Source organism: Acidovorax sp. A79 (assembly GCF_041154505.1).
Classification (GTDB): domain Bacteria; phylum Pseudomonadota; class Gammaproteobacteria; order Burkholderiales; family Burkholderiaceae_C; genus Acidovorax.
In genome coordinates this window covers 3,213,681-3,239,249 of record NZ_AP028672.1, presented here as the reverse complement: position 1 = coordinate 3,239,249, position 25,569 = coordinate 3,213,681, and the positions used below count along the sequence as shown (strand labels likewise).

Annotated in this window: 20 protein-coding genes; 12 read left to right on the top strand and 8 right to left on the bottom strand. The window is 67.6% G+C overall.

From position 1 onward, the window contains the following. Positions 1-60: 60 nt before the first annotated feature. Positions 61-1,326 (bottom strand): urea ABC transporter substrate-binding protein, encoded by a 1,266-nt coding sequence (gene urtA / locus ACAM51_RS14840; protein ID WP_218296552.1) that lies wholly within the window; start codon positions 1,324-1,326, stop codon positions 61-63. 233 nt (positions 1,327-1,559) lie between these two features. Between urtA and ACAM51_RS14835 the strand changes: the two genes are divergently transcribed. Next, entirely contained in the window at positions 1,560-5,000 is a 3,441-nt protein-coding gene (locus tag ACAM51_RS14835) for an ATP-binding protein (RefSeq protein ID WP_218296551.1), read from the top strand. Further along, complete coding sequence (locus ACAM51_RS14830) at positions 4,997-5,908, top strand: response regulator (protein WP_218339195.1); 912 nt, start codon at positions 4,997-4,999, stop codon at positions 5,906-5,908. Before ACAM51_RS14835 ends, ACAM51_RS14830 begins: the two co-directional genes overlap by 4 nt. Before the next feature lie 216 nt (positions 5,909-6,124). On the opposite strand, the gene ACAM51_RS14825 is transcribed toward ACAM51_RS14830, so the two are convergent. Then, entirely contained in the window at positions 6,125-6,586 is a 462-nt protein-coding gene (locus tag ACAM51_RS14825; protein WP_218296549.1) for a PACE efflux transporter, read from the bottom strand. 76 nt (positions 6,587-6,662) lie between these two features. On the opposite strand from ACAM51_RS14825, the gene ACAM51_RS14820 reads away from it, so the two are divergent. After that, the gene (locus tag ACAM51_RS14820; protein WP_218296548.1) at positions 6,663-7,634 is read left to right on the top strand and encodes a LysR family transcriptional regulator; all 972 of its coding nucleotides are present in this window, start codon (positions 6,663-6,665) and stop codon (positions 7,632-7,634) included. Between the two features lie 3 nt (positions 7,635-7,637). Here ACAM51_RS14820 and ACAM51_RS14815 read toward each other — a convergent pair whose 3' ends face one another. Next, positions 7,638-8,474, bottom strand: a complete 837-nt coding sequence (locus ACAM51_RS14815) for an MBL fold metallo-hydrolase (RefSeq protein ID WP_369641063.1) — start codon at positions 8,472-8,474, stop codon at positions 7,638-7,640. Positions 8,475-8,592: 118 nt separating this feature from the next. Here ACAM51_RS14815 and ACAM51_RS14810 point away from each other — a divergent pair, with 118 nt between their 5' ends. The 6 genes from ACAM51_RS14810 (at position 8,593) to ACAM51_RS14785 (ending at position 15,972) form a co-directional block, all read left to right on the top strand. Further along, positions 8,593-9,609 (top strand): helix-turn-helix domain-containing protein, encoded by a 1,017-nt coding sequence (locus ACAM51_RS14810; RefSeq protein WP_369641062.1) that lies wholly within the window; start codon positions 8,593-8,595, stop codon positions 9,607-9,609. 104 nt (positions 9,610-9,713) lie between these two features. After that, complete coding sequence (locus tag ACAM51_RS14805; RefSeq protein WP_218296545.1) at positions 9,714-10,115, top strand: GFA family protein; 402 nt, start codon at positions 9,714-9,716, stop codon at positions 10,113-10,115. A 40-nt stretch (positions 10,116-10,155) separates the two neighbouring features. Further along, entirely contained in the window at positions 10,156-11,049 is an 894-nt protein-coding gene (locus ACAM51_RS14800) for a PPK2 family polyphosphate kinase (RefSeq protein ID WP_369641061.1), read from the top strand. 182 nt (positions 11,050-11,231) lie between these two features. After that, a complete protein-coding gene (locus tag ACAM51_RS14795; protein ID WP_218296543.1) occupies positions 11,232-12,551 on the top strand; it encodes a Glu/Leu/Phe/Val dehydrogenase in 1,320 nt (439 codons plus the stop codon). 377 nt (positions 12,552-12,928) lie between these two features. After that, a complete protein-coding gene (locus ACAM51_RS14790; RefSeq protein WP_369641060.1) occupies positions 12,929-14,590 on the top strand; it encodes a class I adenylate-forming enzyme family protein in 1,662 nt (553 codons plus the stop codon). Continuing rightward, on the top strand, positions 14,590-15,972 hold the full coding sequence (locus tag ACAM51_RS14785) for an MFS transporter (RefSeq protein ID WP_369641059.1): 1,383 nt from the start codon (positions 14,590-14,592) through the stop codon (positions 15,970-15,972). Before ACAM51_RS14790 ends, ACAM51_RS14785 begins: the two co-directional genes overlap by 1 nt. Positions 15,973-16,028: 56 nt before the next feature. On the opposite strand, the gene ACAM51_RS14780 is transcribed toward ACAM51_RS14785, so the two are convergent. After that, positions 16,029-17,150 (bottom strand): hypothetical protein, encoded by a 1,122-nt coding sequence (locus tag ACAM51_RS14780; protein ID WP_369641058.1) that lies wholly within the window; start codon positions 17,148-17,150, stop codon positions 16,029-16,031. A gap of 208 nt (positions 17,151-17,358) precedes the next feature. Between ACAM51_RS14780 and ACAM51_RS14775 the strand changes: the two genes are divergently transcribed. The 3 genes from ACAM51_RS14775 to ACAM51_RS14765 all read left to right on the top strand — a co-directional run bounded on the left by ACAM51_RS14775 (position 17,359) and on the right by ACAM51_RS14765 (position 20,221). Beyond that, entirely contained in the window at positions 17,359-18,015 is a 657-nt protein-coding gene (locus ACAM51_RS14775; RefSeq protein WP_369641057.1) for a hypothetical protein, read from the top strand. Positions 18,016-18,345: 330 nt separating this feature from the next. Continuing rightward, positions 18,346-19,779 carry a hypothetical protein gene (locus ACAM51_RS14770; protein ID WP_369641056.1) on the top strand — a complete coding sequence of 478 codons (1,434 nt, stop codon included), beginning with the start codon at positions 18,346-18,348 and terminating at the stop codon, positions 19,777-19,779. Between the two features lie 79 nt (positions 19,780-19,858). After that, the gene (locus ACAM51_RS14765) at positions 19,859-20,221 is read left to right on the top strand and encodes a hypothetical protein (protein ID WP_369641055.1); all 363 of its coding nucleotides are present in this window, start codon (positions 19,859-19,861) and stop codon (positions 20,219-20,221) included. Between the two features lie 144 nt (positions 20,222-20,365). On the opposite strand, the gene ACAM51_RS14760 is transcribed toward ACAM51_RS14765, so the two are convergent. The 4 genes from ACAM51_RS14760 to ACAM51_RS14745 all read right to left on the bottom strand — a co-directional run bounded on the left by ACAM51_RS14760 (position 20,366) and on the right by ACAM51_RS14745 (position 25,426). Continuing rightward, positions 20,366-21,751: an SH3 domain-containing protein gene (locus ACAM51_RS14760; protein ID WP_369641054.1), complete on the bottom strand. Its 1,386-nt coding sequence runs from the start codon at positions 21,749-21,751 to the stop codon at positions 20,366-20,368. A gap of 15 nt (positions 21,752-21,766) precedes the next feature. Beyond that, positions 21,767-23,209 (bottom strand): tRNA 5-hydroxyuridine modification protein YegQ, encoded by a 1,443-nt coding sequence (gene yegQ / locus ACAM51_RS14755; RefSeq protein ID WP_369641053.1) that lies wholly within the window; start codon positions 23,207-23,209, stop codon positions 21,767-21,769. 35 nt (positions 23,210-23,244) lie between these two features. Further along, complete coding sequence (ttcA, locus tag ACAM51_RS14750; protein WP_369641052.1) at positions 23,245-24,180, bottom strand: tRNA 2-thiocytidine(32) synthetase TtcA; 936 nt, start codon at positions 24,178-24,180, stop codon at positions 23,245-23,247. 181 nt (positions 24,181-24,361) lie between these two features. Then, entirely contained in the window at positions 24,362-25,426 is a 1,065-nt protein-coding gene (locus ACAM51_RS14745) for a homocysteine S-methyltransferase family protein (protein ID WP_369641051.1), read from the bottom strand. Between the last annotated feature and the right edge of the window lie 143 nt (positions 25,427-25,569).

Here is a 25,569-nt window from a genome sequence, read left to right as displayed (position 1 = left end):
GTGTCGTCCCCCTCCCGCGCAGCAAGAGAGGGGGAAGGCGCGAAGCGCCTCAGGGGGTGTTTATTGATAACCTTTGGGAAATGGATCGGGCTTGATCAGCGCGGGCGACTCGGACACCACCTTGAACGACGCGTCCGGCATTCCCATGGCGATGCGCGACTTGCTCCACAGGTGGTGGTTGGCGTCCACCTTCACATAGCCCTCCGGCGCGGTGGTCAGTTCAATGCCGGGCGATGCGGCCACCACCTTGTCCACGTCAAAGCTCTTGGCTTTTTCGACCGCCGCCTTCCACAGCCAGGGGCCCAGGTAACCCGCCTGGGTCACGTCGCCAATCACGGCCTCCTTGCCGTACTTGGCCTTGAAGGCGGTCACAAACTTCTTGTTGTTCTCGTTGTCGAGCGACTGGAAGTACTTCATCGACGAATAGAAGCCCGCGAAGTTCTCGCCGCCCACCCCGGTCATTTCGTCCTCGGTGACCGACAGCGTGACGAGCAGCTGCTTGTCACCCGTGATGCCCGCGGCCTTGAGCGCCTTGTAGAACGCCACGTTGGAGCCACCCACCACCGCCACAAACAGGCAGTCGGGCTTTTGCACCTTGATCTTGTTCATGAGCGAGCCGAAGTTGGTGCTGCCCAGCGGGTAGTACTCCTCGCCCACGACCTTGCCCTTCTGGAAGTTCTCGATGTGCTTGCGCGCAATCTTCATGGAGGTGCGGGGCCAGATGTAGTCGGAGCCAATCAGGAAGAAGCTCTTGGCCTTCTTCTCGGTCTTGGCCCATTCCAGGCTGTACAGGATCTGCTGCGTGGCTTCCTGGCCGGTGTAGATCACATTCTTGGACTGCTCCAGGCCTTCATAGAACGTGGGGTAGTAGAGCAGGCCGTTTTCCTTTTCGAACACCGGCAGCACGGCCTTGCGCGAGGCACTGGTCCAGCAGCCAAACACGGCGGCGCAGCGGTCGTTGATGAGCAGCTTCTTGGACTTCTCGGCAAACGTGGGCCAGTCGGAGGCGCCGTCTTCCTTGATCACCTTGATCTTGCGGCCCAGCACACCGCCCATGGCGTTGATCTGGTCAATGGCCAGCTGCTCGGCCTGGATGGAGCCCGTTTCGGAAATCGCCATGGTGCCGGTGGCCGAGTGCAACTGGCCCACGGTGACTTCGGTGTCGGTGATGGCCAGCTTGGTGGTGTTGACCTGCGCCGTGGGCTGGCCAAAAGACCAGGCGGGCAGGCCCGCTACCGACGCGGCGCCCAGCGCCTGCAGGATGCGACGGCGGCCGGGTTCGGCCTGGACGGAGTCACTGAAGCGGGGGTCGGAGGGGTGGCTCATGAAGGCGCTCCTTGCGGGATCGGTGTGAATGAATGAAGGAAGGGACGGGACGAAAGCGGGTTGTTGTTTGCGCTGTGGAATGAAGGTTAGGGACAACCCTTGCATGCGCCCATACGTCAATTAACGTAGGGCTGCCTACGCACCCCGGTGCGCACCCTGCGCATGGCCCCGCGCACCCGTGCAGCGCCCCAACGCGGTGCACGCCTAGAACGCTTCTTGCTTGAAGCCTGCGCATGGCCCCACCGCTCCCACCCAACGCCCAGAGCGCGCCGCAGACCATCTTCCGGTTCCGGCGCGAATACAACGCGTGGGTGGCCGACGAGACCATGGAGGACTACGCGCTGCGCTACACGCCCAAGAGCTTTCGGCGCTGGAGCGAATTCCGCGTGGCGAACACCGCATTTGGGTCGCTGTCGTTCCTGGCGCTGGAGGCCATTGGTGGTGCGATTGCGCTGAACTACGGCTTCAGCAACGCCATGTGGGCGATCCTCACCGTGGGCCTCCTGATCTTTCTGACGGGCCTGCCCATTGCCTACTACGCCGCGCGCTACGGCCTGGACATGGACCTGCTCACGCGCGGCGCGGGCTTTGGCTACCTGGGCTCCACCATCACGTCGCTGATCTATGCGGTGTTCACCTTCATCTTCTTTGCGCTGGAGGCGGCCATCATGGCGCTGGCGCTGCAGATGGTGGTGGACTGGCCGCTGGAGTGGTGCTACATCGCGTCGTCGCTGGTGGTCCTGCCGCTGGCCATGCGCGGCATCACCCTCATATCGCGCCTGCAGGCGTGGACGCAGCCGCTGTGGCTGTTCCTGCTGCTGCTGCCCTTTGTGTGGATTGCACTGGCCCAGCCGCAGCTGTACCGCGACTTTGCGGGGCTTTCGGGCCTCAAGAGCGGCAGCAGCCAGTTCGACCCGCTCATGTTTGGTGCAGCGGCCGCGGTGATCTTTTCGCTGGTGGTGCAGATTGGCGAGCAGGTGGACTTTCTACGCTTTCTGCCCGAGCGCACGCCCGCCAACCGCCTGCGCTGGTGGGGCGCGGTGCTGGTGGCAGGCCCCGGATGGATCGTCATGGGCATGCTCAAGATGGCGGGCGGGGCCTTTCTGGCGTTTGCCGCGCTGCAGTTCGAGGTGGGCGCCCAGCGCGCCGCCGAGCCCACGCAGATGTTCCTCGCAGGCTTTCACCAGGTCATGCAGGCGCTGGGCCTGCCCGGGCTGGCCGTGGCGGTGACGGTGGTGTTCGTGGTGGTGTCGCAGATCAAGATCAACCTCACCAACGCGTACGCGGGCTCGCTGGCATGGTCCAACTTTTTCGCGCGCGTCACCCGCAGCCACCCGGGGCGCGTGGTGTGGCTGGTGTTCAACGTGTTGATTGCCACGCTGCTGATGACGCTCGGGGTTTTTGGAGCGCTGGAGAAGGTGCTGGCCGTGTACAGCAACGTGGCCATCGCCTGGGTGGGCGCGCTGGTGGCCGACCTCGTCATCAACAAGCCGCTCGGGCTCTCCCCCAAGGGCATCGAGTTTCGGCGCGCGCACCTGTACGACTTCAACCCCGTGGGGCTGGGCGCCATGGTGCTGGCGGCCACGGTGGCCTGCGGCGCCTATGCGGGGCTGCTGGGCGAAGAGGCGGCCGCGTTTTCGCCCTTCATCGCGCTGGTGCTGTCGATGGCGCTGGCGCCGCTGCTGGCCTGGCTGACGCAGGGCCGCTACTACCTGGCGCGCGCGCCGGGCAACGAGTGGCGCCCCGGCGAGATCGTGCGCTGCGCCGTGTGCGAGAACCAGTTCGAGTCCGAAGACATGGCGCGCTGCCCGGCCTATGCCGCGCCCATTTGTTCGCTGTGCTGCTCCCTGGAGTCCCGCTGCCACGACCGTTGCAAGACCGGCTCGCGCGCGGCCGACCAGTTGCGCGGCGTGGTGATGGCCCTGCTGCCGCAGCGCTGGGCCATCAAGGTGAACTTTCGCCTCGGACAGTACCTGATGGTCGTGGTGTCGCTGTGCGCGGTGATGGCGTTTCTGGTGGGCGTGGTGTATGTGCAAGAGAGCCTGCAAACCCCTGCGCCCGAGCAGGTGCTGCGGATGCCGTTCCTCAAGGTGTTTGCGTTGCTGGCGCTGCTGGCGGCCGTGTGCGCGTGGTGGGTGGTGCTGAGCACTGACAGCCGGCGCATGGCGCAAGATGAATCAGAGCGGCAGACGCAGCTGCTGCTGCAGGAGATCGAGGCCCACAAGCGCACCGACGCCGAACTGCAGGCCGCCAAGGACCAGGCCGAGTCGGCCAACCAGGCCAAGACACGCTACGTGGCGGGCATGACGCACGAGCTGCGTTCCCCCCTCAACAGCATCCTGGGCTACACGCAGATCTTGCTCAAGAACCCGCACACCGAAGGCTGGATGCGCGAGACGCTGTCCACCATGCAGCACAGCGGCCAGCACATGCACGCGCTCATTGACGGGTCGCTGGAGCTGGCGCGCATCGAGGCCGGGCGCCTGCGGCTGGACATGGCCCCGCTGCCGCTGCCCGACCTGATCGAGAACATCGAAGCCATGCTGCGCCCGCAGGCCGAGGCCAAGGGCCTGCACTTTGTGGTGGAGACACTGGGCACCATGCCCGGCTGGATTCGGGCCGACGCCAAGCGCCTGCGGCAGATCCTCATCAACCTGCTGTCCAACGCGGTGCGGTTTACCGAGCGCGGCGAGGTGCGGCTGCGCATGGACTTTCGCCAGCATGTCTCGCGCATCGAGGTGATCGACACCGGCATCGGCATCGAGCCGCAAGACCTGGAGCGCATCTTTGTTCCGTTTGAACGCGGCAGCGCGGGGCGCCGGGCCAGCGAGGCGGGCACGGGCCTGGGGCTGACCATCACGCACCTGCTTGCCGAGCTGATGGGTGGCCAGCTCACGCTGACCAGCACCCCGGGCCAGGGCAGCACCTTCACCGTGCGGCTGTACCTGCCCGGCATTGCGGTGGACCCGGCCTGGACCCCGCCCAGCCGCGCCACGCTGCGCCCGGTGATCGGCTACCTGGCACCCCGGCGCACGCTGCTGGTGGTGGACGACCAGCCCCTGCAGCGCCAGCTGCTGGCCGGCCTGCTGGTGCCCCTGGGCTTTGATGTGCGCGAGGCCGCCAGCGGCCGCGAATGCCTGGAGATCGTGCGCCAGACACCGCCCGACCTGGTGCTGCTCGATATCACCATGGACGACCTGGACGGCTGGCAGACCGCTGCCCTGCTGCGCGCGCTGCGCCCCGCGGCCGAGCTGCCCGTCGTGTTCGTATCGGCCAACCTGTTTGAACATGAAGCGACGCGCCTGGCCGCCCAGCAGTGCCAAGGCTTCGTGGGCAAGCCCGTGATCGAATCCGAACTGCTGCAGGCGCTGGAGCACGCGCTGCAGCTGGAATGGGTGCGCGACAACACCCCGCTGGCGCCCGGCCCGGATCCCGCCGCAGGCCCCGCCAACCCGGACGACACCCTGGCCACCCTGCCCGAAGAGCTGCGCGAAGACCTCACCCGCCTGGCACGCTCCGGCCAGGCCGCCGCGCTGCGCGAGCGGCTGCGGCGCGCACGCGGCGACCTGCCGGGCCACGCCGCCACGCTGGCGCTGCTGCAGGCCAGCGCCGACCGCTTTGACTTCGAAACCCTGGCACGCCACCTGCGCGAGCCCGAAGAGGGAACCCCATGAACGACCAACCCGACGCCGCCCCGCAGATCAGCCAGCGCGTGATCCTGGTGGTGGACGACGCGCTCGACACCCTGCGCATGCTGTGCGATGCACTGGCCGCCGAAGGCTACGCCGTGCTGGCCGCGCGCGATGCCGAAGAAGCCCTGCAGCGCTTTGACCTCACCGTGCCCGACGGCGTGCTGCTGGACGCGGTGATGCCCGGCATGGACGGCTTTGCGCTGTGCCGCCAGCTCAAGGCCACCCCGCCCTGGTCGCATGTGCCCGTGGTGTTCATGACGGGCTTGTCGGACACCGAACAGATCCTGCAGGGCTTTGCCAGCGGCGGCGTGGACTACGTGGTCAAGCCCCTGCGTATCCCCGAGGTGCTGGCCCGGCTGGCCACGCATGTGCGCAACGCCCAGGCCACGCGGCTGGCGCGCGAGGCGGTGGACGTGGCCGGGCTCGGCGTGGTGGTGCTCGACGGCCAGGGCCGCGTGGCCTGGCGCTCACCGCAGGCCACGCGCTGGCTGGAGACGGCTTTCGCCCGTGAGGAGGCACCGGCCGAACGCGCGGCCGCCTGGCTGGTGCAGGCGCGCCGGGAGGGCGCGCAAACCCTGCCCCTGGCCGATGGCCGGCAGCTGCTGGCCCGGCACATGGGCGCCAGCGGCCTGGCCGAATCCATGCTGCTGCTCAGCCACGCGCAGCCCGAGGCCGCCGCGCCGCGCCACCTGCAGCAGGTGGCGCTGACCCCGCGCGAGACCGAGGTGCTGTCCTGGCTGAGCAAGGGCAAGACCAACCGCGACATCGCCGACATCCTGGGCATGAGCCCGCGCACGGTGAACAAGCACCTGGAGCACATTTTTGAAAAGCTGGGGGTGGAAACGCGCACCGCCGCCGCGGCCATTGCGGGGCAGTTGCTGCAGGTCTGAGTCCGGATTTTCCGGACGGGCCACGCCTGCCCCCATTCGTCCGGGCGGAGCCTGTCGACGCCAGGGCGCTCCTTGCGAGCGGCCCTTCGACGGGCCCAGGGCGACCGGCTGATCCGAGGCAGGCACCCATCAGGTCAATTGAGGTCAAATTGACCTTTGGCGCTTATCCATCAAGCGCCAATAGCTATTAATTTAATAGCGAAGTTCCTTGCAACCTCAGGCAGCCACGGGCTCCATGGCCGAGGCCGGCAGGCCGAACAGATGGTCGAACACCCAGTTGAAGACAAAGGTGTAGCACAGGAAGAACACGATCAGCCCCAGGTCCATCACGAACGCGTGCCACAGGCTGATGCCGAACCACCACGCGAACAGCGGCACCAGCGTGAAGACCAGTCCGCCCTCGAAACCGATGGCATGCGCCACGCGCCGCGCCACGCTGCGGCCGCGCACGGGCTGGCGTGCTTCCCAGCGCTCGAAGGCCCAGTTGAAGATGATGTTCCAGAGGATGGCAATCACCGAGGCCGCCACGGCCACCACGCTCGAATGGCCCGCGCCCTGACCCGTCAGCAGGGCCAGCCCCGCCGTCGCCGCCACGATGGCGATCAGTTCGTACAAGGTCACATAGATCAGGCGGCGCTTGAGGCCCTGAAGACCAAAAAGAGTAGGTTTCTTGTCCATGGGCCGGACTTTATATTCAACAATCTGACATATAAAGTCAGCTTGTTTCAGTTTTATTGATAGATCAGGAACCACCATGGCCTTCAGTTCCGACAGCGTGCAGGTCTTTCTGGCCGCGCTGGACCACGGCTCGTTCTCGGCGGCGGCACGCGCGCTCTCGCGGGTGCCCTCGGCGGTGAGCATGACGATGGCCCATCTGGAGGCCGAGCTGGACGTGCAGCTTTTCGACCGCAGCGGGCGCGAGCCCCGGCCCACCGCGGCGGCGCGTGCGCTGGAGCCCCAGGCCCGGCTGCTGGCGGGCCAGTTGCAGCAGCTCAACGCCCAGGCGCTCGCGCTGACCCAGGGGCTGGAGGAGCGGCTGACGCTGGCCATCGCCCCCGAGCTGCTCGCGGCGCGCTGGACCGGGCCCCTGGCCGCGCTGGCGCAGGAGTACCCGCTGCTCCAGGTCGAGGTGCTGGCCGCGCCGCAGGTGGATGCGCTGGAGCTGCTGCACGGCGGCCGCGCCCAGCTGGCGCTGGTGTTCGAGCGCCCCAGCATCGACGGGCGCGAGGGTTTCCAGGAGGTGGGCACCGAGACGCTGGTCGCCGTGATCGCCCCCGAGCATCCGGTGCTGGAGGGCGCACGGGCGTCGGCGAAGGCGCGGGGCGAAGACCCCGGGCGCGCCATGCTGCGCGAGGAGCACCTGACCACCACGCGCCAGATCGTCGTGGCCAGCCGCGACCTGGCGCAGACCGATCCCCGCTTTGTGTTTGCCCGGCACCACTGGCGCACCGACAACCACCTGGCCGCGCTGGGGCTGATCGAAGCGGGCCTGGGCTGGGGCTGGCAGCCCCGCGCGCTGGTGCAGCCACGCATCGAGGCCGGCCGCCTGGTGGAAATGCCCTTCGAGAACCTGAGCAACGGCACCGCGCTGTGGGTGGACGTGGTGTGGTCCAAGGAGCGCCCGCTGGGCCTGGGCGCGGCGCGCTTCGTGGCGCTGATGCGGGAGAGCACGGGGGTGCGCACGGCCCCCGGCGACTGCACCCTCAAGAAGGGCTCCAGCGCCTGACCATCATGCGCAATTAGCTATTTTTTCAATAGCATCCGTGCCGCCAGCCGTGCGCCGGAACCGCCGCGCCTCGCCGTCCTCGGGCACCCACAGGCGGTGCGCCCAGCCGCCCTGCTCGGCCAGCGCACGCACTGCCGCGCGGGTGGTGGGGCAGTGGTCCAGGGCCTGCAGGTGGTTGACCACCAGGGTGCCGGGCGTCAGCGCGGCGGCCTTTGCCATGTCGGCGGCGTCCATGAGGATTTCCGCGCCGATGTCGAAGCGCGCCCCCCCAGCGGGCAGCACCGCCACATCCGGCTTCAGTCGCGCCAGGCAGTCGCGCACGGCGGGGGTCAGCAGCGTGTCGCCCGCCAAGTACACGCAGGGCTCGCCCGGCAGCTCCAGCAGGTAGCCATGGCCGTGCTCCATGAACCGGCCGATCCAGCCCCGGCCGTGCACGCAGGCGATCGGCGTGACATGGCCGCCCAGCGCGAACGGCTGGCGCTGCGGGCCGGACAGCGGCCACACCGCCAGGCCCCGTTGCGCCAGGTAGCCCGCGTCGCGCGGCATGCAGACCACCGGAATCTGCCGCTCGCGCAGAAAACGCTTGCCCGCGCTGTCCAGGTGGTCGAAGTGGCCGCGCTGGCAGTGCGTGATGAGGGCGTGCGTCACGCGCTCCAGCGCCGCGTCCGTGCCCGGCGGCAGGTCGACGATGGGATTGCGCTCGCGCCCCTGGCCCAGGTAGCGCAGCGCAGGCAGGGCGCCGCGCGGGGCGAGCATCGGGTCCACCAGCAGGCCCACGGGGCGGCCTTCCGATGAGAATTCCAGCAGGACGGTGGCATTGCGCAGATGGGTGATGTGCATGGGGGTCTCCAACAGGGCCGGGGGGTGGGTCGATGGCCGATTGTGGGATGCCGCGGCCTGCGCGAGAATGGCCCGATCAGACAACTTCTTGCCATTTCCGGCCAACCACTTCTTCCCCATGGCAACACCCGTCGAGCCATCCCTCCCGCGTCGCTCCGTGCCGCCGCCCGCCGCCCCGCTGCGCCTGGGCCTGCTGCTGTACCCCGGCTGCATGCCGGCCGGCCTGTTCGCTGCCGCCGACATGGCCCGCGCGGCCGGCCTGCGGGTGCAGCGGCCCGTGGTGCAGACGCTGTGGGTGGGCGCCGACCTGCAGCCCGTGCCCACGTGGCAGGGGCCGGCGCTGGCGCCCACCGCCGCCCTGGCCGGGGCCGATGTGGATGCGGTGCTGGTCCCCGGCCTGTGGCTTTCGTCCACGAACGGCCTGGCCGCGCAGCTGCAGCAGCTGGCCCCGGTGGTGCGCGCCCTGGCCGCCCTGCCCCGCCGCACGCAGGTGTGGAGCTACTGCGCCGGTGTGCTGCTGGCCGCCGCCAGCGGCCGCCTGCGCGGGCGTGGCGCCACGGCCACCTGGTGGCTGCGCGCCGCGCTGGAGCAACAGTTCGGTGCCGTGCGCTGGCGCTTCGACGAATCCCTGGTGCAGGACGGCGCCGCCACCACGGCGGCCGGTGCCAACGGCCACCTGCCGCTGATGCTGCACGCCCTGGGCGCGCGGATCGCGCCCGAGGCCCTGGCGGACCTGCAGGCGCTGCTGATGCTGCCGCGCCCGCGCGCCACCCACCCGGCGTTCGCGGGGCACGACCTCATGGCCACGGCCGACGCCGACCTGCGCCGCGCCATGCTCTGGGTGCAACGCAGCCCCGCCGCAAAGCTGCGGCTGCCCGCGCTGGCGGACGCGCTGGGCGTGTCGCCCCGCACGCTGGCGCGCCGGGTGCAGGCCCACACGGGGCTGCCGGCGGCGCAATGGATGCGCCGCATCAAGCTGCGCCAGGTGAGCGAGGCGCTGTGCGACACGCCACGGCCCTTGAAGCGCATCGCCGAAGACCTGGGTTTTGCCAGCGAAGCCGGCCTGCACCGGGCCTTTCGGCAGGCCACGGGGCAGACGCCGCTGGCCTACCGCATGGCGCACGGGCGCGGTTGAAGAAAGAACCCCGGCAGAAGGCTGGCGGGGTAGCCCCGCAGCCGCGCTTTTGCGATCATCCGCCCTCGCCCTGCAAGATCGCCACACGTTCCGAGGACCCGCCCATGCCCCAGACCTACACCGCCACCTGCCACTGCGGCGCCGTCCATGTGCAGGCGGGCCTGGACCTGAGCCAGCCCACCTTCCGCTGCAACTGCTCCATCTGCCGGCGCACGCGCTTCTGGGCAGCCGTGGCGCTGCCGGGCCAGTTTCACATCGTGCGCGGGCAGGACGAGCTCACGCGCTACCAGTTCAACACGCGCAAGAACCTGCACTACTTCTGCAGGCACTGCGGCGTGCGCGTGTTCGGCCACGGCACCGAGACGCCGATGGGCGAGATGTACGGCGTCAACGTGGGCTGCATCGACGGGCTGACGGACGAAGACCTCTCGCGGCTGGCCATCGTGCGCATCGACGGCCGGCACGACCAGTGGCAGCAGCCGCCGGCCCACGCAGGCCACTTGTGAGCTAACCTCTTTCACACCAACGCACCGCCCCTGGAACCCCATGCCGTCACCCCTGATTCCCAAGTCCCGCAACAAGGCCGCCGAGCTCTGGTCGCAATGGCAACCCGGCAAGCCCGCCGATGGCGAGGGCAAGGGCAGCAGCCGGGGCAAGCCGCCACGCGGCGTGTCGCTGCAGGACTACGACCCGGGCGCCAAGCCGTTTTCGCAGGGCGAGAAAGCCCGGGACAAGGCCGCCGTCGAGGCGCTGGCCGAGGAACTCGATGCGCTGCAGAACCTGTTCTATGCCGACAAACGCTACAAGCTGCTGGTGGTGCTCCAGGGCACCGACACCTCGGGCAAGGACGGGACGATCCGGGGCGTGTTCGGCCGCATGAGCGCCCTGGGCGTGCATGCCGTGGGCTGGAAGGCGCCGACCGAGGCCGAGCGCGCCCGCGACTACCTCTGGCGCATCCACCAGCAGGTGCCACAGGCCGGCGACATCACGGTGTTCAACCGCAGCCACTACGAGGACGTGCTGGTACCCGTGGTCAACGGCTGGATCACGCCCGAACAGCACCAGCAACGCCTGGCCCACATCAACGACTTCGAGCGCATGCTCGTCGAAACGGGCACCATCGTGCTCAAGTTCCTGCTGCACATCAGCCCCGAGGAGCAGCGACAGCGCCTGCAGGAGCGCCTGGACGACCCGGCCAAGCACTGGAAGTTCAGCATGGGCGACATCGAGGTGCGCAAGCAATGGGCGGAGTACCAGCGCGCCTACGACGCCCTGCTGGCCGCCACCCACACGACCTGGGCACCGTGGACCATCGTGCCCGCCAATTCCAAGACCCACCGCAACCTGATGATCGCCACCGTGCTGCGCGAGGTGCTGCAGAACCTGGACCTGCGCTACCCGACGGGCGACCCGGCGCTGACCCATTTCACGGTGGAATGACCGGCGTGGCGGGCGGCCGCCCGGTGCCCGCTCTCGGCGCGCCCTATGGTGCAGTGCCGCATGGGGCGGTCGTTTGCGTGGTTATGCAACAAATGCATAACACACAAACACTACGGCCTTAGACAGCGTGCGGCGGCAGGCATAAGCTTCGCGGCTTGAACTGATCCCACAAGGAATTCACCATGTCTTCATCCACGGGCGCCCCAGCCTCCAACCCCGCAGGCGCAGTCCACACCCTGCCCTCGTACCTGCAGGCCGACCACCTCGGCCCCTGGGGCAACTACCTGCAGCAGGTAGACCGCGTCACCCCCTACCTGGGCAGCCTGGCGCGCTGGGTGGAAACGCTCAAGCGCCCCAAGCGCATCCTGATCGTGGACGTGCCGATCGAGCTGGACAACGGCACCATCGCCCACTACGAGGGCTACCGCGTGCAGCACAACCTGAGCCGGGGCCCCGGCAAGGGCGGCGTGCGTTTCCACCAGGACGTGACACTGTCCGAAGTGATGGCCCTGTCGGCCTGGATGTCGGTCAAGAACGCCGCCGTGAACGTGCCCTACGGCGGTGCCAAGGGCGGTATCCGCGTGGACCCCAAGAAGCTGTCGATGGGTGAGCTGGAGCGCCTGACGCGCCGCTACACCAGCGAGATCGGCCTGCTGATCGGCCCCTCCAAGGACATCCCCGCCCCCGACGTGAACACCAACGGCCAGATCATGGCCTGGATGATGGACACGTATTCCATGAACGTGGGCGCCACCGCCACCGGCGTGGTGACCGGCAAGCCCGTGGACCTGGGCGGCTCGCTCGGCCGTGTGGAAGCCACTGGCCGCGGCGTGTTCACCGTGGGCGTGGAAGCCGCCAAGCTCACCGGCCTGGCGCTCGACGGCGCCCGCGTGGCCGTGCAGGGCTTTGGCAATGTGGGCGGCATCGCGGCCAAGCTGTTTGCCGAAGCGGGCGCCAAGGTGGTGGCCGTGCAGGACCACACCGGCACCATCTTCAACGGCAAGGGCCTGGACGTGCCCGCGCTGCTGGCGCACGTGAAGACCCGGGGTGGCGTGGGCGGCTTCGCCGGCGCCGATGTGATGCAGCCCGAGGAGTTCTGGGGCGTGGACTGCGAGATCCTGATCCCCGCCGCGCTCGAAGGCCAGATCACCAAGGACAACGCGGGCCAGATCAAGGCCAGGCTCGTAATCGAAGGCGCCAACGGCCCCACGACCACCGAGGCCGACGACATCCTGCACGACAAGGGCGTGCTGGTGCTGCCCGACGTGATCGCCAATGCCGGCGGCGTGACGGTGAGCTACTTCGAGTGGGTGCAGGATTTTTCCAGCTTCTTCTGGAGCGAGGACGAGATCAACGCCCGCCTGGTGCGCATCATGCAGGAGGCCTTCGCGGGCATCTGGCAAGTGGCGCAGGAGCACAAGGTGAGCCTGCGCACCGCCACCTTCATCGTGGCCTGCCAGCGCATCCTGCACGCCCGCGAAATGCGCGGCCTGTATCCGTAAGCGCCCGCAGCGGCTGCGCCGCTTCCCCCGAGGGGACACGCCGGTGGCCTGGCGTGAAGGCGCCGCCTGATTGCGCAGGGGCACTTTCTAGTCCGCCATCCTGGCCACGCCCTTACCGGGGCGGGCCTTGCCAAAAAACCGCCACGCCGTGATCCGGCCTGGCGGTTTTTTCTTTGTCTGCGCACGGTGCGCCGGCCTGCTTGTTGCGCCACGGCGACGGGCACGTGGCGCGCACCGCCGTTCACGGAGCCAAAGCGACCGCACAGCCGAAGCAGAAACAAGAAGATACGCGCAGGTACAAATGGTCATCTTTTGCCACGGGTGCGCGTGAAAAACTTCCTTGACCTTGCTTTCACGCCCCTCCTGGGAGACTTCCGGTGGCCTTACCTTCCCTGCGCAGCCTGGTGGCGCGCTTTCTCCTGAACCGCTTGCGCACCGCCCGCGCCGTCGCCCGCCTGGCGTACCGCCTGCACCCCCACAAGCCCGCGCTCATCGACCGGCGCGGCACCCTCACCTACGCGCAGCTGCACGAGCGCGTGTTGCGCCTGCAGGCCTGGATGCAGGCGCAGGGCGTGAAGAAGGGCGACGTCGTGTTCACCTGGCTGCCCGAGACCGGCGAGCAGTACGAAACCCGCCTGGCCACGTTCGAGAACGGCACCATCTTCGCGAGCTTCCACAAGCACCTGCCGGCCGATGCGGCGCTCACCACCATGGGCCGCGTCAAGCCCACGGTGTTCATCCACGACCCGCTGCTGAGCGCCCCCATCCTGCAGGCCGTGCGCGAGCAGCTGCCCGGCCTGCGCCTGCTGGCGCTGGGGGATGAGTACGAACAGGCGCTGGCGCAGGCCACCCCCGCCGCGGGCACCGCCGAGGTGCACGAGGACGACGTGTTCGCGCTGCACATGACCTCGGGCACCACGGGCCTGCCCAAGTCCATCGGCTACAGCAACCGCAAGTACCTGGACAGCGTGCGCCTGATCTCGCGCGCCATCGACTTCAGGCCACCCGCCCACGGCCCCGACGTGAACATGCTGGGCCTGCCGCTCACCGGGCCGGGCTCGGGCCTGGTGCTGCCCACGCTGCTCTCGGGCGCGGCGCTGGTGATGCCCGAGGACTTCCGCGCCAGCACGCTCGCGGGGCTGATCCAGAAGCACCGCGTGTCGCGCGCCTTCCTCTCGCCCTCGGCCATCATCGACCTGCTGGACGAGCCCACGCTGGACCAGTACGACCTGTCGTCACTGACCCACGTGCCCTATGGTTCGGAGATGATGCCCGCGCCCAAGATCGCCGAGGCCATCCGCCGCTTCGGGCCGATCTTCCAGCAGGGCTACGGCTGCCTGGAGGCCCTGCCGCCCATCACCTGGCTGCTGCCGCACGAACACGTGGATGCCCAGGGCAACCCGCTCGGCCTGGAGGTGCTCTCCACCGTGGGCCGGGTCATGCCCGGCGTGCAGGTGGTCATCCGCGGCGACGACTTCACGCCGCTGCCGCAGGGCGAGATGGGCCTGATCACCGTGCTGACGCCCGTGCGCTTCGACGGCTACTGGCTCGACCCCGAAAAGACCGGCGAGACCCTGCGCGACGGCTGGGTGGTGATGGGCGACCTGGGCTATTTCGACACGGCAGGCTACCTGCACGTGCTGGGGCGCAGCGCCGACCGCGTCTCGCGCGATGGGCAGCTGCTGAACCCGCGCGAAGTGGAGGAGGTGGCCTACACCCACCCCTCGGTCAAGGAGGCCTGCCTGGTGCAGCATGGCGCGCAGGCCGTGCTGGTGCTGAGCCTGCGCCGGAGCTGGCGCAAGGGGCAGGACTGGGGCACGCTGGAGGGTGAGATCGCGCAGTACCTGGCGCAGCAGCTGCCCGCCACCCTGTGCCCCGACGATGTCCGCATCGTCGAGGAGATTCCGCGCAGCTTCCTGAACAAGATGCTGCGCCGCGAAGTGCGACTGATGCTCGAAGCCGCGCCGCCGCGCGCCGCAGCCTCCAGTGCGCCCACGCCCGCCGCGGTGCCTTCGTCCGTCCCGGCGGTGGCACCGTGATGCACCACAGCCACGCGCCGGGCAGCACCACGCCATCGCCCCTGACCCTCGGCACCAAGCTCAGCTACGCGGTCGGCAACGTCGGCCTGCAGATGCTGGTCGCGGCGATGAATTTCATGCTCATGATCTTCTACACCGACGTGGCCCTGGTCGCGCCCGCCGTGGCAGGCGCGGCGCTGCTGGTGGGCAAGGTGTGGGACACCGTCAACGACCCGCTGTTCGGCTGGATGACCGACCGCACGCGCTCGCGCTGGGGCCGCCACCGCGTCTACCTCGTCTACGGCGCGGTCCCGCTCGGCATCGCCGCCGCCGCGGTGTGGATGGTGCCGCCGGGGCTCTCGCCCGTGGCCGCGTTCCTGTGGATCGCCATCACATACACCGTGTTCGACACGCTCATGACGCTGGTGCAGCTGCCCTACCAGGCGATGGCCGCGAACATGACCACCGACTACGACGAGCGCACCAGCCTCACGGCCCATGCCTCCATGGGTGCGCTGCTGGGCTTCTTCGCGGGCAGCGTGTTCATGCCGGTGCTGGTGCGGGCCGCGCCCGACGCCCGCACCGGCTATGCACTCGCGGGCTCGTGCTTCGGCCTGATCGCCGGCGCGGCCGTGGCCGTGGTGGCCTGGCGCGTGCGCGAGCCCCAGGGCGGCGCCGAGCCCGCCGCCGACGCCAGCGACCGCCAACCCATGTGGGACAGCGTGCGCGAGACCCTGCGCACCACGCTGCGCAACCGCCCTTTCCTGCTGCTGATGAGCGCTGCGACCCTGGTGCGCCTGGGCCTCACGCTGGTGCAGGCCTCGCTCGCGTACTTCGTGATCTACCAGCTGCAAGGCGACAAGGGCGACCTGCCGCGCTACATGGGCACGCTGCTCGGCGTGGTGGGCCTGTCGCTGTTCGTGTGGAAGGTCGTGGTCGACCGCTGGGAAAAGAACTGGGCGTACGTCCTGGGCCTGGTGCTGTGCGCGGGCGGCCTGGTGGCGCTGTACTGGGTGGGGCCGGGCGACCAGCGCCTGGTCATGGGCATCCTGGTCGTCATCGGCATCGGCATGGGCGCGCACTGGATCGTGCCCTTCGCCATGGTTCCCGACACCATCGACCACGGCCACATGCAGGCCGGTGAGCGCAAGACGGGCATGTACTACGGCCTGTACGGCCTGATGGACAAGCTGGCACGCACGCTGGCCACGGTGATGGTGGCCGGCATGCTGGACGTGACGGGCTACGTGCCCAACGTGGCGCAGTCGGCCAGCGCGCTGCAGGGCATCACCCTGATGACCGGCGTGCTGCCGGCGCTGTGCCTGGTGCTGGCCGTTCCGCTGCTGGTGGCCTACCCCATCACGCGGTCGCGCCACGCGGACATCCTGCACAAGACCCGCTGACCCGCGAGGCCGCGCCCCGCCAGCGCGATCCCCGAAAAGTCCGGGACGAACCGGCTCTAGGCGCCGGGCGCGGGGCCCACCGGCTCCGGTGGCCGCACCCCGCGCTGCGCCAGGCAGAAAGGCTGGGCGCACTCCGCGCGGGCCGCATAAGGGCAGCCCACGGTCTCGCACAAACCGGAGGCGCCGTTGCGGGCGCGGTCCTCCTCGCGCGGCACCTGGCCGCTGGCCTGCAGCACGGCCATCTGCGTCCACGGGTCCATACGCAGCTGCGCCAGCAGGTCGCGGCCATACACGGCAGCGGGCATCTGCGGCTGGAAATCCATCACCAGCAAGGCGCTGGTGCGGGGTGCCGAGGCCTCCAGCCCTTGCAGCACCAGCGCGAACACCCCGGACTGCAGCGACTGCGCACTGCCCGTGAACGGCACCTGCAGCGGCGCCGCCGTGGAGGGCGTGGCGGTCGCCGCCGCCGCTGCGGATGCGGCAGCCGAAGGCGCCTGCGACGCCAGCCACGGCACCGGCACGCGCAGGGTCAGCGCAAAGCCGCGCGGGCCTTCGGGCGTCTGCACGCTGCCCTGGCGCACCAGCCAGGTCTGCAGCGGCGGCGTCTCCGCGTCCACCGCGCCGCTTTCCAGCGCCTGCGCCAGCCCGATGGGCCAGGGCTGGGCGGCCGTGACCCGCTGAGGCGCCACACTGCCCGCCGTGAGCTGCGCCACCAGCGCACCCACCATGCGCAGCAGCGGCGCACCCAGCCCCGTGGCGGGCCAGTCGGCGCCCGACACGGATGCCGTGGAGGAGGCTGGCACAGGCGCGCCCACGGGCAGCGGCGGCGGTGCCAGCGCCCCCCGCGGCGCGGCGCCGGCCCTGGCGCCGGGGGCCGCAGCGGCGGCCGCGTTGCCCGCCACGCCGCGCCGTGGTTCAAAACCTGCGCCGAGCTGCTCGCGCGCCTGCGCCGAGATGCTGGCCTTGTCGGCCGCCGGGGCGGGCAGAGGTCCGGCGGGCGGGCTGGGAGAGGTCGGTGTGGGCGGAGGCGCGCTCGGGTCGGCCGTGGGCAGCGGTGCGGTCGCGGGGCCGGGCTTGTCCAGCCCCAGCAGCGCGGCCTGCCGCTGCAGGGCCGCTTCGGCCAGGAACTGGGCCACGGGCGGCAGCGCGCTGCGGGAGGGGTCGATGGGGAGGGCCATACCGGACAAGCGTGGGAGTTTCCGATTCTGAAGCGATTCCACGGGCGTGAACAGGGCACGCCGCCCGCAGCGTGCAAAACCATCAACAAGCTACCAAATGCATAGCTGAAAATGCACTACATTCCGGCGCCAGCGGCCTATCTGATTCAAAATTGCGCCGGTCCGCTGGCACCACCCGGCGCCGGTGCCCCGTGGTTCCAAGCTCGCCATGCGCCAACGCCCTGCCCCACCATCCCACCACACGCCCGGCCCCACGCGGGCGCCCCACCCGGGGGTCGCACCCGCCCTGCTGGGCGCGGTGGCGGGGTTTCTGCTGTTCAGCGCGTGGATCTTTGCGCCGGGCTGGGAGCGCGCGTTCCGCTCCGACAACTCGCCCGCATCGTGGCTGTCGAGTGCGCTGCTGCTCACGCTGTGCATCACCGCGCTGCGCCTGACGGCGGAGCGCTGCCTGCCCGGGCGGCTGGGCGTGTGGCTGGTGCTGGCCTTCGGCGCGCTGGCGCTGGACGAGCAGTTCATGCTGCACGAGCTTTGGAAGTTCCGCTGCCACGAATGGACCGATGCCTGCCGCTGGGGCGCCATGCGCGAGGCGCCCATGCTGGCGGTGGCCGTGGTGGGCCTGGCCACGCTGGCGTGGCTGCACCGGGCACTGTCGCACCGCAGCACCCAGGCCCTGCTGTGGACCGGGTTCGCCGTGGGGCTGGCGGCGATGGCCGTGGACCAGTGGCCCGAGGTGCAGCCGCACTGGCCCTGGTTGCCAGGGCTGCCAGAACTGCCGGAGTTGCTGGCTACGCTGGAAGAGGCTCTGGAGGTGATGGCGGAGGCGCTGGTGCTGGGGGCGTTGTTGCGGCAGCCGGGTTTGCGGTGAGTGTGGGTATCACTGCGGGCTGATTGAGCGGTCACTTTGGGCCCCAAGCCGCCGTTCAGAAGTGCCGCCTGGAAGCCGCCATTGACTTGCTGCAGCAGCTACTGGAAATCCGGGTGTCTGCCTACGGCAAGCTATAGTTTGCTGACTTAACGCGTGCCGGGTTTCATGGAATTTTTATGCCTGGACGTTTGAACAGCTCATCGCTTGCAAAGCTATGCAGCAAGCGGACTCCAGGAGAAATCAGTGTCCAGAATATCCCGCACGGTCCAGTTTATCCCGCAGGTCTTGCGGTCAAAATTAGGTTGAGCGTCACAAGAGAGCGCACCGCGTATGGCAAAGCAAATCCTCAGGGTAGGTGTCGACCTCGCAACTGACGCGGTTTCTGAGGAGGACTTCGACTCAAGAACCTCCCTGCTCGACTGGGACATCATTCTTTTTCGTCCATCAATCGAGAGCTGGATTTCTTACCGCGATCAATACAAAGGTAAGCCCAGCCTAGGCGATCAAGCATCCTTCAAGATCAAGGAGGCAAGTGAACATTGGCGGCGGGAGATCAAACAAGCGTTCGAGTCTGGCAAGACGATTGTGCTATTTCTCCCAGCCATCGAAGAGGTATACATAGACACGGGTGAGCGCCAGTACTCTGGAACCGGCCGCAACAGGTCAACTACTCGGATAGTTGATCTATTCAACAACTACAAGTGCCTACCGCTTGATCTGAACCCCGTCAACGCAAACGGAACGTTGGTCAAACTCGCCTCGAAAGGCGCTGAAGTGCTTGCCCCGTACTGGTCTGAGTTCGCGGAGTACTCCGAGTACTGCGTTCTAATTCAGAACAACGAGTGCCCACCTACGATGCAGACTCGCAATGGCGACAAGACCGTCGGCACGCTGTTGAGGCATCAAAAGTCTGGCGGTTCAATCGTGTGCCTGCCCGACATCGACTTCTATCAAGACGGGTTCCTAGAATCGAAAGATGACGACAAAGGGACCGAGTGGACGGCCGACGCGCGGAAGTTCGCAGCAAGATTGGTAAGCAGCATCGTAGGTCTTGATGCCGCTCTTCAAGCAGAAGGCGAGTCCACACCAGAGCCCGGTTGGGCGGTAGATCCCCGTTTCGCACTAGGCTTGGAGCTGACCCTTCGATCAAAGCTGCTCGAAGTCGAATCGGAGCTTGAACGAGTTCAACGCAACAAAGAAGATGTCCTTCGCCAACTATCTGATGCAGGTTCTTTACGCGGACTACTCTATGAAAAGGGGAAGGCACTTGAGAGAGTTGTAATCGCTGCGCTTAAGTTGTTGGGATTCGACGCCAAGCCCTTTCGCGAAGGTGCATCAGAGTTTGACGTCGTATTCGAATCTACAGAAGGCAGGTTGATCGGCGAGGCGGAGGGCAAGGACAGCAAAGCAATCAACGTTGACAAGCTTCGCCAACTTGCGATGAACCTTCATGAGGATCTACAGAGGGAGGAAGTCACCGCACCAGCAAAAGGAGTTCTCTTCGGAAACGCCTACCGACTGACTGCTCCCGAGAGCAGGACCGAACAAGCATTCACTGACAAGTGCATCGTTGCAGCGAAGTCCAACGGAACGGCACTGCTGGCAACGTCCGAGCTCTTCTATGCTTCGCAGTACCTATCCTCTCGGTCCGACGGGGCGTTTGCCAGTGCATGCCGTCAAGCCATATTGAACGGAACCGGCGCGATATCCCTCCCCAAGGCGCCCGTGGAGCCACCGACCCCAACTGAGGCCACCGAGAGGTGACGCCCAGCCCTTCCATCGAGAGGACATCGCAAGGGCTACGCCCTTGCGACGCCTCTCATGTCAAACGTTGGGCGTCTCAATGAGAAGAATCACTGACCCCGAGAAGCCATTGATCTCCTGGCTACTCCTAGCCGCCGGCCGGAATGAACAGGTTGAAGATCTGACGGTGTCAGAAATGGACGATGGTGGAATGGGAAACATGACCTTCGGGCCGGCGCACGAAAAGCGCAGATTCGGTCAGACAATTGCTGATTGCCAATTCGTCGACAAAGATGGGGTCACCGTTATTGCCTCACTGAATACAGACGAAAAAGGTCAGCTCTACGAATTGGATGTGTGGAAAGTTGACTTCAACCCATTACTGGTCTGGCCCAAGATTTCAGATATCACTGAAACGACGCCCAACCCATCATTCGAGCGGACCGTCTTCGGCGGCCGCTGAATTCAAACGTTGATCGTCCGCTTTCACCTGCCACCACCGACTGCTCCTGGCCGGAAGCTCCCCCTGAACACTTCTGAGCTCCCCACCCCAAGCATCTGAAAACCCGGCCCTTCCCCGCCCCGAACTGCCTCGCAAGGAGTCCACTCACGTGCACTCCTGATCCACCCTGTACCCCGCCCGGAACCACTGGCCGTTGATGTTCAAGTACCACCGCCAGTCAAAAACCGGCTCAAAGCTCATGCCACCCGGCGCAGGGGTGTCGATGCGCAGGATGTCGGCCACGCCGTCGCGGTCCACATCGATCTCGTGCACCATCACCGCCGTGTGCTTGCGCTGGGGCTTGTCGCGGATGGGCGGGTCGGCGGGTTGCATCCAGCTCGTGACGTAGCGGCGGGTCTTCACCTTCACGGCATCGGGCGGCAGCTTGCCGGGCACGACCAGGCGGGCCAGCACCTCGGCGGTGTCGGACAGTCTGGCGTAGCCACGCACGGGGACCGTATCGTCCTCGCGCGGGTCGTCAAAGCCCTTGCCGGGGTAGTGGCCGCCGCAGTAGTGGTCGGCGTTGCTGATGTCCCAGTAGCGCTGGCGCAGGGCCCGTGCGCCGACCAGCCCCTGGTGGGTGATGGCATGCAGGGTGAGCGCGGGGGCAAAGGTCAGGTCGGCAGACCCCACGTCCCAGAAGCCGGTCACAAACTCGATCTCGGGCCCCATGTGGCGGTTGAAGCTGCCATGCGGCGCGCCGGTGGGGACCACGCTGATGCGGGTTCCCGCCACCGCCGCCAGGCCATCGGCATCCGTTTCGTGCAGCAGGGCCACGCTGGCGTGGGTGCGGAAGTACGACGGGGCAATCGCGGGCAGAACGGGCCGCGTGGCGAGGGGAGCCACGGCGGGGATATGGTCTACCGCGCGGGTGGCCAGCTTCAGGTCGACGAGCGGGTCCACGGGCTCGCCCCGGTTGATCTCCTGGTCCGGCCGCAGCAGCACCCCCGCGCGCAGCAGCTTCTTGGCGGCTTCGAACTCGGGGCGTACCGGGTACACCACGGGCGCCTCGGGCGGGTGGGTCTTGGTCAGGGCGCTGATCTGCAGCGATGTCGGCCGGGGCAAGGCGTTGCCATAGGTACGCAGCCGGTTGGGCGATGGTGCCACCCAGAACGCACGGGCTGCGTCCTTGCCCGCCTGGGCCAGGGTCAGGGGCTGGTCAGACAGCAGATTGCAGGACACATGGGCTTGCAACGGTGCCGCCAATGCGGGGCCCAGGCGCGCATCGCCCCGGTAGAGCACGGCGCACCAGCCGTCGCGCTCGGCAAGCTGGTCCAGCGCAGTATTGGCGGGCACCTGGGCCAGCACGCTGGCTTGGGCCTGGGCCGACTCGCGCAGGTTGACCCACGAGCCTTGTACGTAGCGCACCTTGGCGGGCGCCAACTGCGGCGTGCCTGCAGCGGGGCCCTGCGCCAAGGTGCTGGTGCTGGCGAGCGCGGCCACAACCGACAGTGCCAAAACCGACGCGCCGCTGCGATGGTGCGTCCACATGGTGGTGCGCCCCGCTCAAGCCACGACGGCGGGTTCGGCCGCCGCGGCCGCAGCCGGTGCCTCCACCACGCGGGCCAGCAGCGCGCCGGTATAGCGCGCAGGCAGCGGAATCCACACGCGCACCGGGTTGCCTTGCGCCACCGCCACCGGTTGGCCTTCCGCATTGCGCATCTGGTCCAGCCGCACGGTGATGTTGCCGCTGGGGTGCACCACTTCGATCAGGTCGTCCACCGCAAAGTGGTTCTTGGTTTCGACCAACACCCAGTCGCCTTGCAGCCCCACTTCGGCCTGCCCCTCGGCGCCCAGCACCTCGCCCACGAACTGGCTGCGCTGCGTGGCCGAGTGGCCGTTGATGTAGTTCTGGTAGTCGTTGCTGGGGCGGCGCTCCAGCAGGCCGCCGGTGTAGCCCCGGTTGGACAGGCCTTCGAGTTCGATGAGCAGCTCGGGGTTGAACGGGCGGCCGGCTACGGCGTCGTCGATGGCGCGGCGGTACACCTGCGCGGTGCGGGCGACGTAGTACAGGCTCTTGGTGCGGCCCTCGATCTTGAGCGAGTCGACGCCGATCTGCGCCAGGCGCGCCACGTGCTCCACCGCGCGCAGGTCCTTGCTGTTCATGATGTAGGTGCCGTGCTCGTCTTCCATGATGGGCATCATCTGCCCGGGGCGGCCGGCTTCTTCAATCAGGTAGACCTTGTCGGCCTTGGGGTGGCGCTCGCCGTTGCCAGTGGTGGAGGCGAAGGCCTGTTCGGCCTTCTGCTGCGCGGCCTCGAAGTTGAAGTCGCCTTCCATCTTCTGCGCGATGGCTTCGCCCGTGGTGGGGTCGATGTCGGCGTCATGGGTGGCGTAGTTCCAGCGGCAGGCGTTGGTGCAGGTGCCCTGGTTGGGGTCGCGGTGGTTGAAGTAGCCGCTGAGCAGGCAGCGGCCCGAGTACGCGATGCACAGCGCGCCGTGCACGAAGACTTCGAGCTCCATGTCGGGGCATTCCTGGCGGATTTTTTCGATCTCGTCCAGGCTCAGTTCGCGCGACAGGATCACACGCTCCACGCCCATCTTCTGCCAGAACTTCACGGCCGCCCAGTTGGTGGTGTTGGCCTGCACGGAGAGGTGCACCACCTGCTCGGGCCACTTTTCCTTGACCATCATGATCAGGCCCGCGTCGGCCATGATGAGGGCGTCGGGTTGGCAGTCGATCACGGGCTCGATGTCGCGCAGGTAGGTGCGGATCTTGTCGTTGTGCGCGATCAGGTTGCTGGTCACGAAGAACTTCTTGCCGCGCGCGTGTGCCTCGGTGATGCCCTGCCGAATCTGTTCCAGCTTGAATTCGTTATTGCGTGCGCGCAAGGAATAGCGCGGCTGGCCGGCGTACACCGCGTCGGCGCCAAAGTCGTAGGCGGCGCGCATCTTGTCGAGCGAGCCGGCGGGCAGCAGGAGTTCGGGGGCTTTGAGGAGGGTGGTCATGGGATGGCCCAATCTAGAAATCGTCGGGGTCAGGTTCAGCGGGGCATCAACGGCAAGCCCGCGAGCATGCCCACGGCCTGCGCGGGAAAGTCTTCGGCATCGAAGGCCTTGTCGCCATCGGCATCCTGCACGCCGTTGGGCATCAAACCTTTGAAGTCGAACTGGCGCGTGTCCATGAAGTGCGAGGGCACCAGGTTGCGCAGCGCCACGGCCATGTTCTCAATGCGGCCGGGGTACAGCTGCTGCCAGTCGCGCAGCATCTGACCGATCTGCTTGCGCTGCAGGTTCTCCTGGCTGCCGCACAGCGTGCAGGGGATGATGGGGAAGTTGCGGATCTCGGCCCAACGCGTGAGGTCATCCTCGGCCACATAGGCCAGCGGGCGGATGATGAGGTGGTCGCCCCGGTCGCTCTGCACCTTGGGCGGCATGCCCTTGAGCTTGCCGCCGAAGAACATGTTCAAAAAGAAGGTCTGCAGCATGTCGTCGCGGTGGTGACCGAGCGCCACTTTTGTGCAGCCCAGCTCGTCGGCCACGCGGTACAGGATGCCCCGGCGCAGGCGGCTGCACAGGCTACACATGGTCTTGCCCTCGGGGATGCGCTCCTTGACGACGCTGTAGGTGTCCTGCGTCTCGATGTGGAAGGGCACGCCCACCTTCGCCAGATACTCGGGCAGCACATGGGCCGGAAAGCCGGGCTGCTTCTGGTCGAGGTTGACGGCGATCAGCTCGAACTTGTGGCCGTTGCGCTGCTGCAGCAAACGCAGCACGTCGAGCAGGCCGTAGCTGTCCTTGCCGCCGGACACGCAGACCATGACCTTGTCGCCGTCTTCGATCAGGCCGAAGTCGGCAATGGCCTGGGCCACCTGGCGCACCAGGCGCTTTTCGAGCTTGAGTGCGGCGTGGGCGGCGGCGGCGGCTTTGTCGGCGGCCTCAGCAACAGGGGTGTTGGGCAGGGTGGCGGTAACGGACATGGGGAGCGGGCCGGGGTTCTGGCAAAGGGTGCGGGCGAAAGTTCAACCGAAGGCGCAAGGGTGCCGCAGAGTCATGCGCCCGGCAATGCGCCACCGCAGCGCAGTGACGATTTGAGTGCTGCGTTTTTTATAGCTACCAGCGCTTTCTGGATCAGCGCCAGAGGCCATTTTGCCTCCAAATTCAGGCTTCAGCGGGGTAGAACATCTTGCGCGTGGGCACGTTTTCCACCGCCTTGGCGATGGCGCCGATGTGGTCCGGCGTGGTGCCGCAGCAGCCGCCCAGGATGTTGACCAGCCCCTCGGCCGCGAACTCGTGCACCAGGCGGCTGGTGATCTCGGGGGTTTCGTCAAACCCGGTGTCGCTCATGGGGTTGGGCAGGCCCGCGTTGGGGTAGCAGCTGATGAACGTGTCCTCGGCCACCCGGTTCAGCTCCTGGATGTAAGGGCGCATCAGCGTGGCGCCCAGGGCGCAATTGAGGCCGATGGCCAGAGGGCGGGAGTGGCGCACGCTGTTCCAGAAGGCAGTCACCGTCTGTCCGCTGAGGATGCGGCCCGAAGCGTCGGTGACCGTGCCGCTGATGATGAGCGGCAGGCGCTGGCCGCTATTCTCAAAAAATTCGTCGATGGCGAACAGCGCGGCCTTGGCGTTGAGCGTGTCAAAAATCGTCTCGACCAGCAGCACGTCGGAGCCGCCCTCGACCAGCGCTTCGGTCTGCTCGTAGTACGCGGCGCGCAATTGCTCGAAGTCCACATTGCGCGCGCCGGGGTCGTTCACGTCGGGGCTGATGCTGGCCGTCTTGGGCGTGGGGCCCAGGGCGCCGGCGACGAAGCGGGGCTTGTCGGGCGTGGAATATTTGTCGCAGGCGGCGCGGGCCAGCTGGGCGGACTTGAGATTCATCTCGCGCGCCAGCTCGGCCATCTTGTAGTCCTCTTGTGCGATGGTCGTCGCGCCGAAGGTGTTGGTCTCGATGAGGTCGGCACCCGCGGCCAGGTAGCGCTCGTGGATGTCGCGGATCACGTCGGGACGGGTGAGGCTGAGCAACTCGTTGTTGCCCTTCACGTCGCGCGGGAAGTCCTTGAACCGGTCGCCCACACCGTCGGGGCCCGTGTAGCCCTCGCCCCGGTACTGCGCCTCGCCCAGCTTGAAGCGCTGGATCATGGTGCCCATGGCGCCGTCGAGGATGACGATGCGTTGGGCGAGGATGTCGGGCAGCTGCGCGGCGCGGGTGTAGTGAAGGGCTTGCATAGGCCGCTATTGTAGAAAGTGCGGCCCGGTGCGCGGTGCAGCGCACAATATGCGCCTGCCGCGCGCGGGGCCAGGCCCTGGCGCGCCAGAGAATTCCCGCCCTATCGGCACCAGGCGCTTGCTGGTCATGCGCTGGCAGCTAT

Excerpts from the sequence above, each read along its gene's own strand:
- ACAM51_RS14815 (WP_369641063.1), bottom strand. The coding sequence starts at position 8,474 with ATGCACATCACCCATCTGCGCAATGCCACCGTCCTGCTGGAATTCTCA.
- ACAM51_RS14810 (WP_369641062.1), top strand. The coding sequence starts at position 8,593 with ATGGCAACACCCGTCGAGCCATCCCTCCCGCGTCGCTCCGTGCCGCCG.
- ACAM51_RS14785 (WP_369641059.1), top strand. The coding sequence starts at position 14,590 with ATGCACCACAGCCACGCGCCGGGCAGCACCACGCCATCGCCCCTGACC.
- yegQ (WP_369641053.1), bottom strand. The coding sequence starts at position 23,209 with ATGACCACCCTCCTCAAAGCCCCCGAACTCCTGCTGCCCGCCGGCTCG.
- ACAM51_RS14820 (WP_218296548.1), top strand. The coding sequence starts at position 6,663 with ATGGCCTTCAGTTCCGACAGCGTGCAGGTCTTTCTGGCCGCGCTGGAC.
- ACAM51_RS14795 (WP_218296543.1), top strand. The coding sequence starts at position 11,232 with ATGTCTTCATCCACGGGCGCCCCAGCCTCCAACCCCGCAGGCGCAGTC.
- ACAM51_RS14825 (WP_218296549.1), bottom strand. The coding sequence starts at position 6,586 with ATGGACAAGAAACCTACTCTTTTTGGTCTTCAGGGCCTCAAGCGCCGC.
- ACAM51_RS14745 (WP_369641051.1), bottom strand. The coding sequence starts at position 25,426 with ATGCAAGCCCTTCACTACACCCGCGCCGCGCAGCTGCCCGACATCCTC.
- ACAM51_RS14765 (WP_369641055.1), top strand. The coding sequence starts at position 19,859 with ATGAGAAGAATCACTGACCCCGAGAAGCCATTGATCTCCTGGCTACTC.
- urtA (WP_218296552.1), bottom strand. The coding sequence starts at position 1,326 with ATGAGCCACCCCTCCGACCCCCGCTTCAGTGACTCCGTCCAGGCCGAA.
- ACAM51_RS14835 (WP_218296551.1), top strand. The coding sequence starts at position 1,560 with ATGGCCCCACCGCTCCCACCCAACGCCCAGAGCGCGCCGCAGACCATC.
- ttcA (WP_369641052.1), bottom strand. The coding sequence starts at position 24,180 with ATGTCCGTTACCGCCACCCTGCCCAACACCCCTGTTGCTGAGGCCGCC.
- ACAM51_RS14775 (WP_369641057.1), top strand. The coding sequence starts at position 17,359 with ATGCGCCAACGCCCTGCCCCACCATCCCACCACACGCCCGGCCCCACG.
- ACAM51_RS14770 (WP_369641056.1), top strand. The coding sequence starts at position 18,346 with ATGGCAAAGCAAATCCTCAGGGTAGGTGTCGACCTCGCAACTGACGCG.
- ACAM51_RS14780 (WP_369641058.1), bottom strand. The coding sequence starts at position 17,150 with ATGGCCCTCCCCATCGACCCCTCCCGCAGCGCGCTGCCGCCCGTGGCC.
- ACAM51_RS14800 (WP_369641061.1), top strand. The coding sequence starts at position 10,156 with ATGCCGTCACCCCTGATTCCCAAGTCCCGCAACAAGGCCGCCGAGCTC.
- ACAM51_RS14760 (WP_369641054.1), bottom strand. The coding sequence starts at position 21,751 with ATGTGGACGCACCATCGCAGCGGCGCGTCGGTTTTGGCACTGTCGGTT.
- ACAM51_RS14805 (WP_218296545.1), top strand. The coding sequence starts at position 9,714 with ATGCCCCAGACCTACACCGCCACCTGCCACTGCGGCGCCGTCCATGTG.
- ACAM51_RS14830 (WP_218339195.1), top strand. The coding sequence starts at position 4,997 with ATGAACGACCAACCCGACGCCGCCCCGCAGATCAGCCAGCGCGTGATC.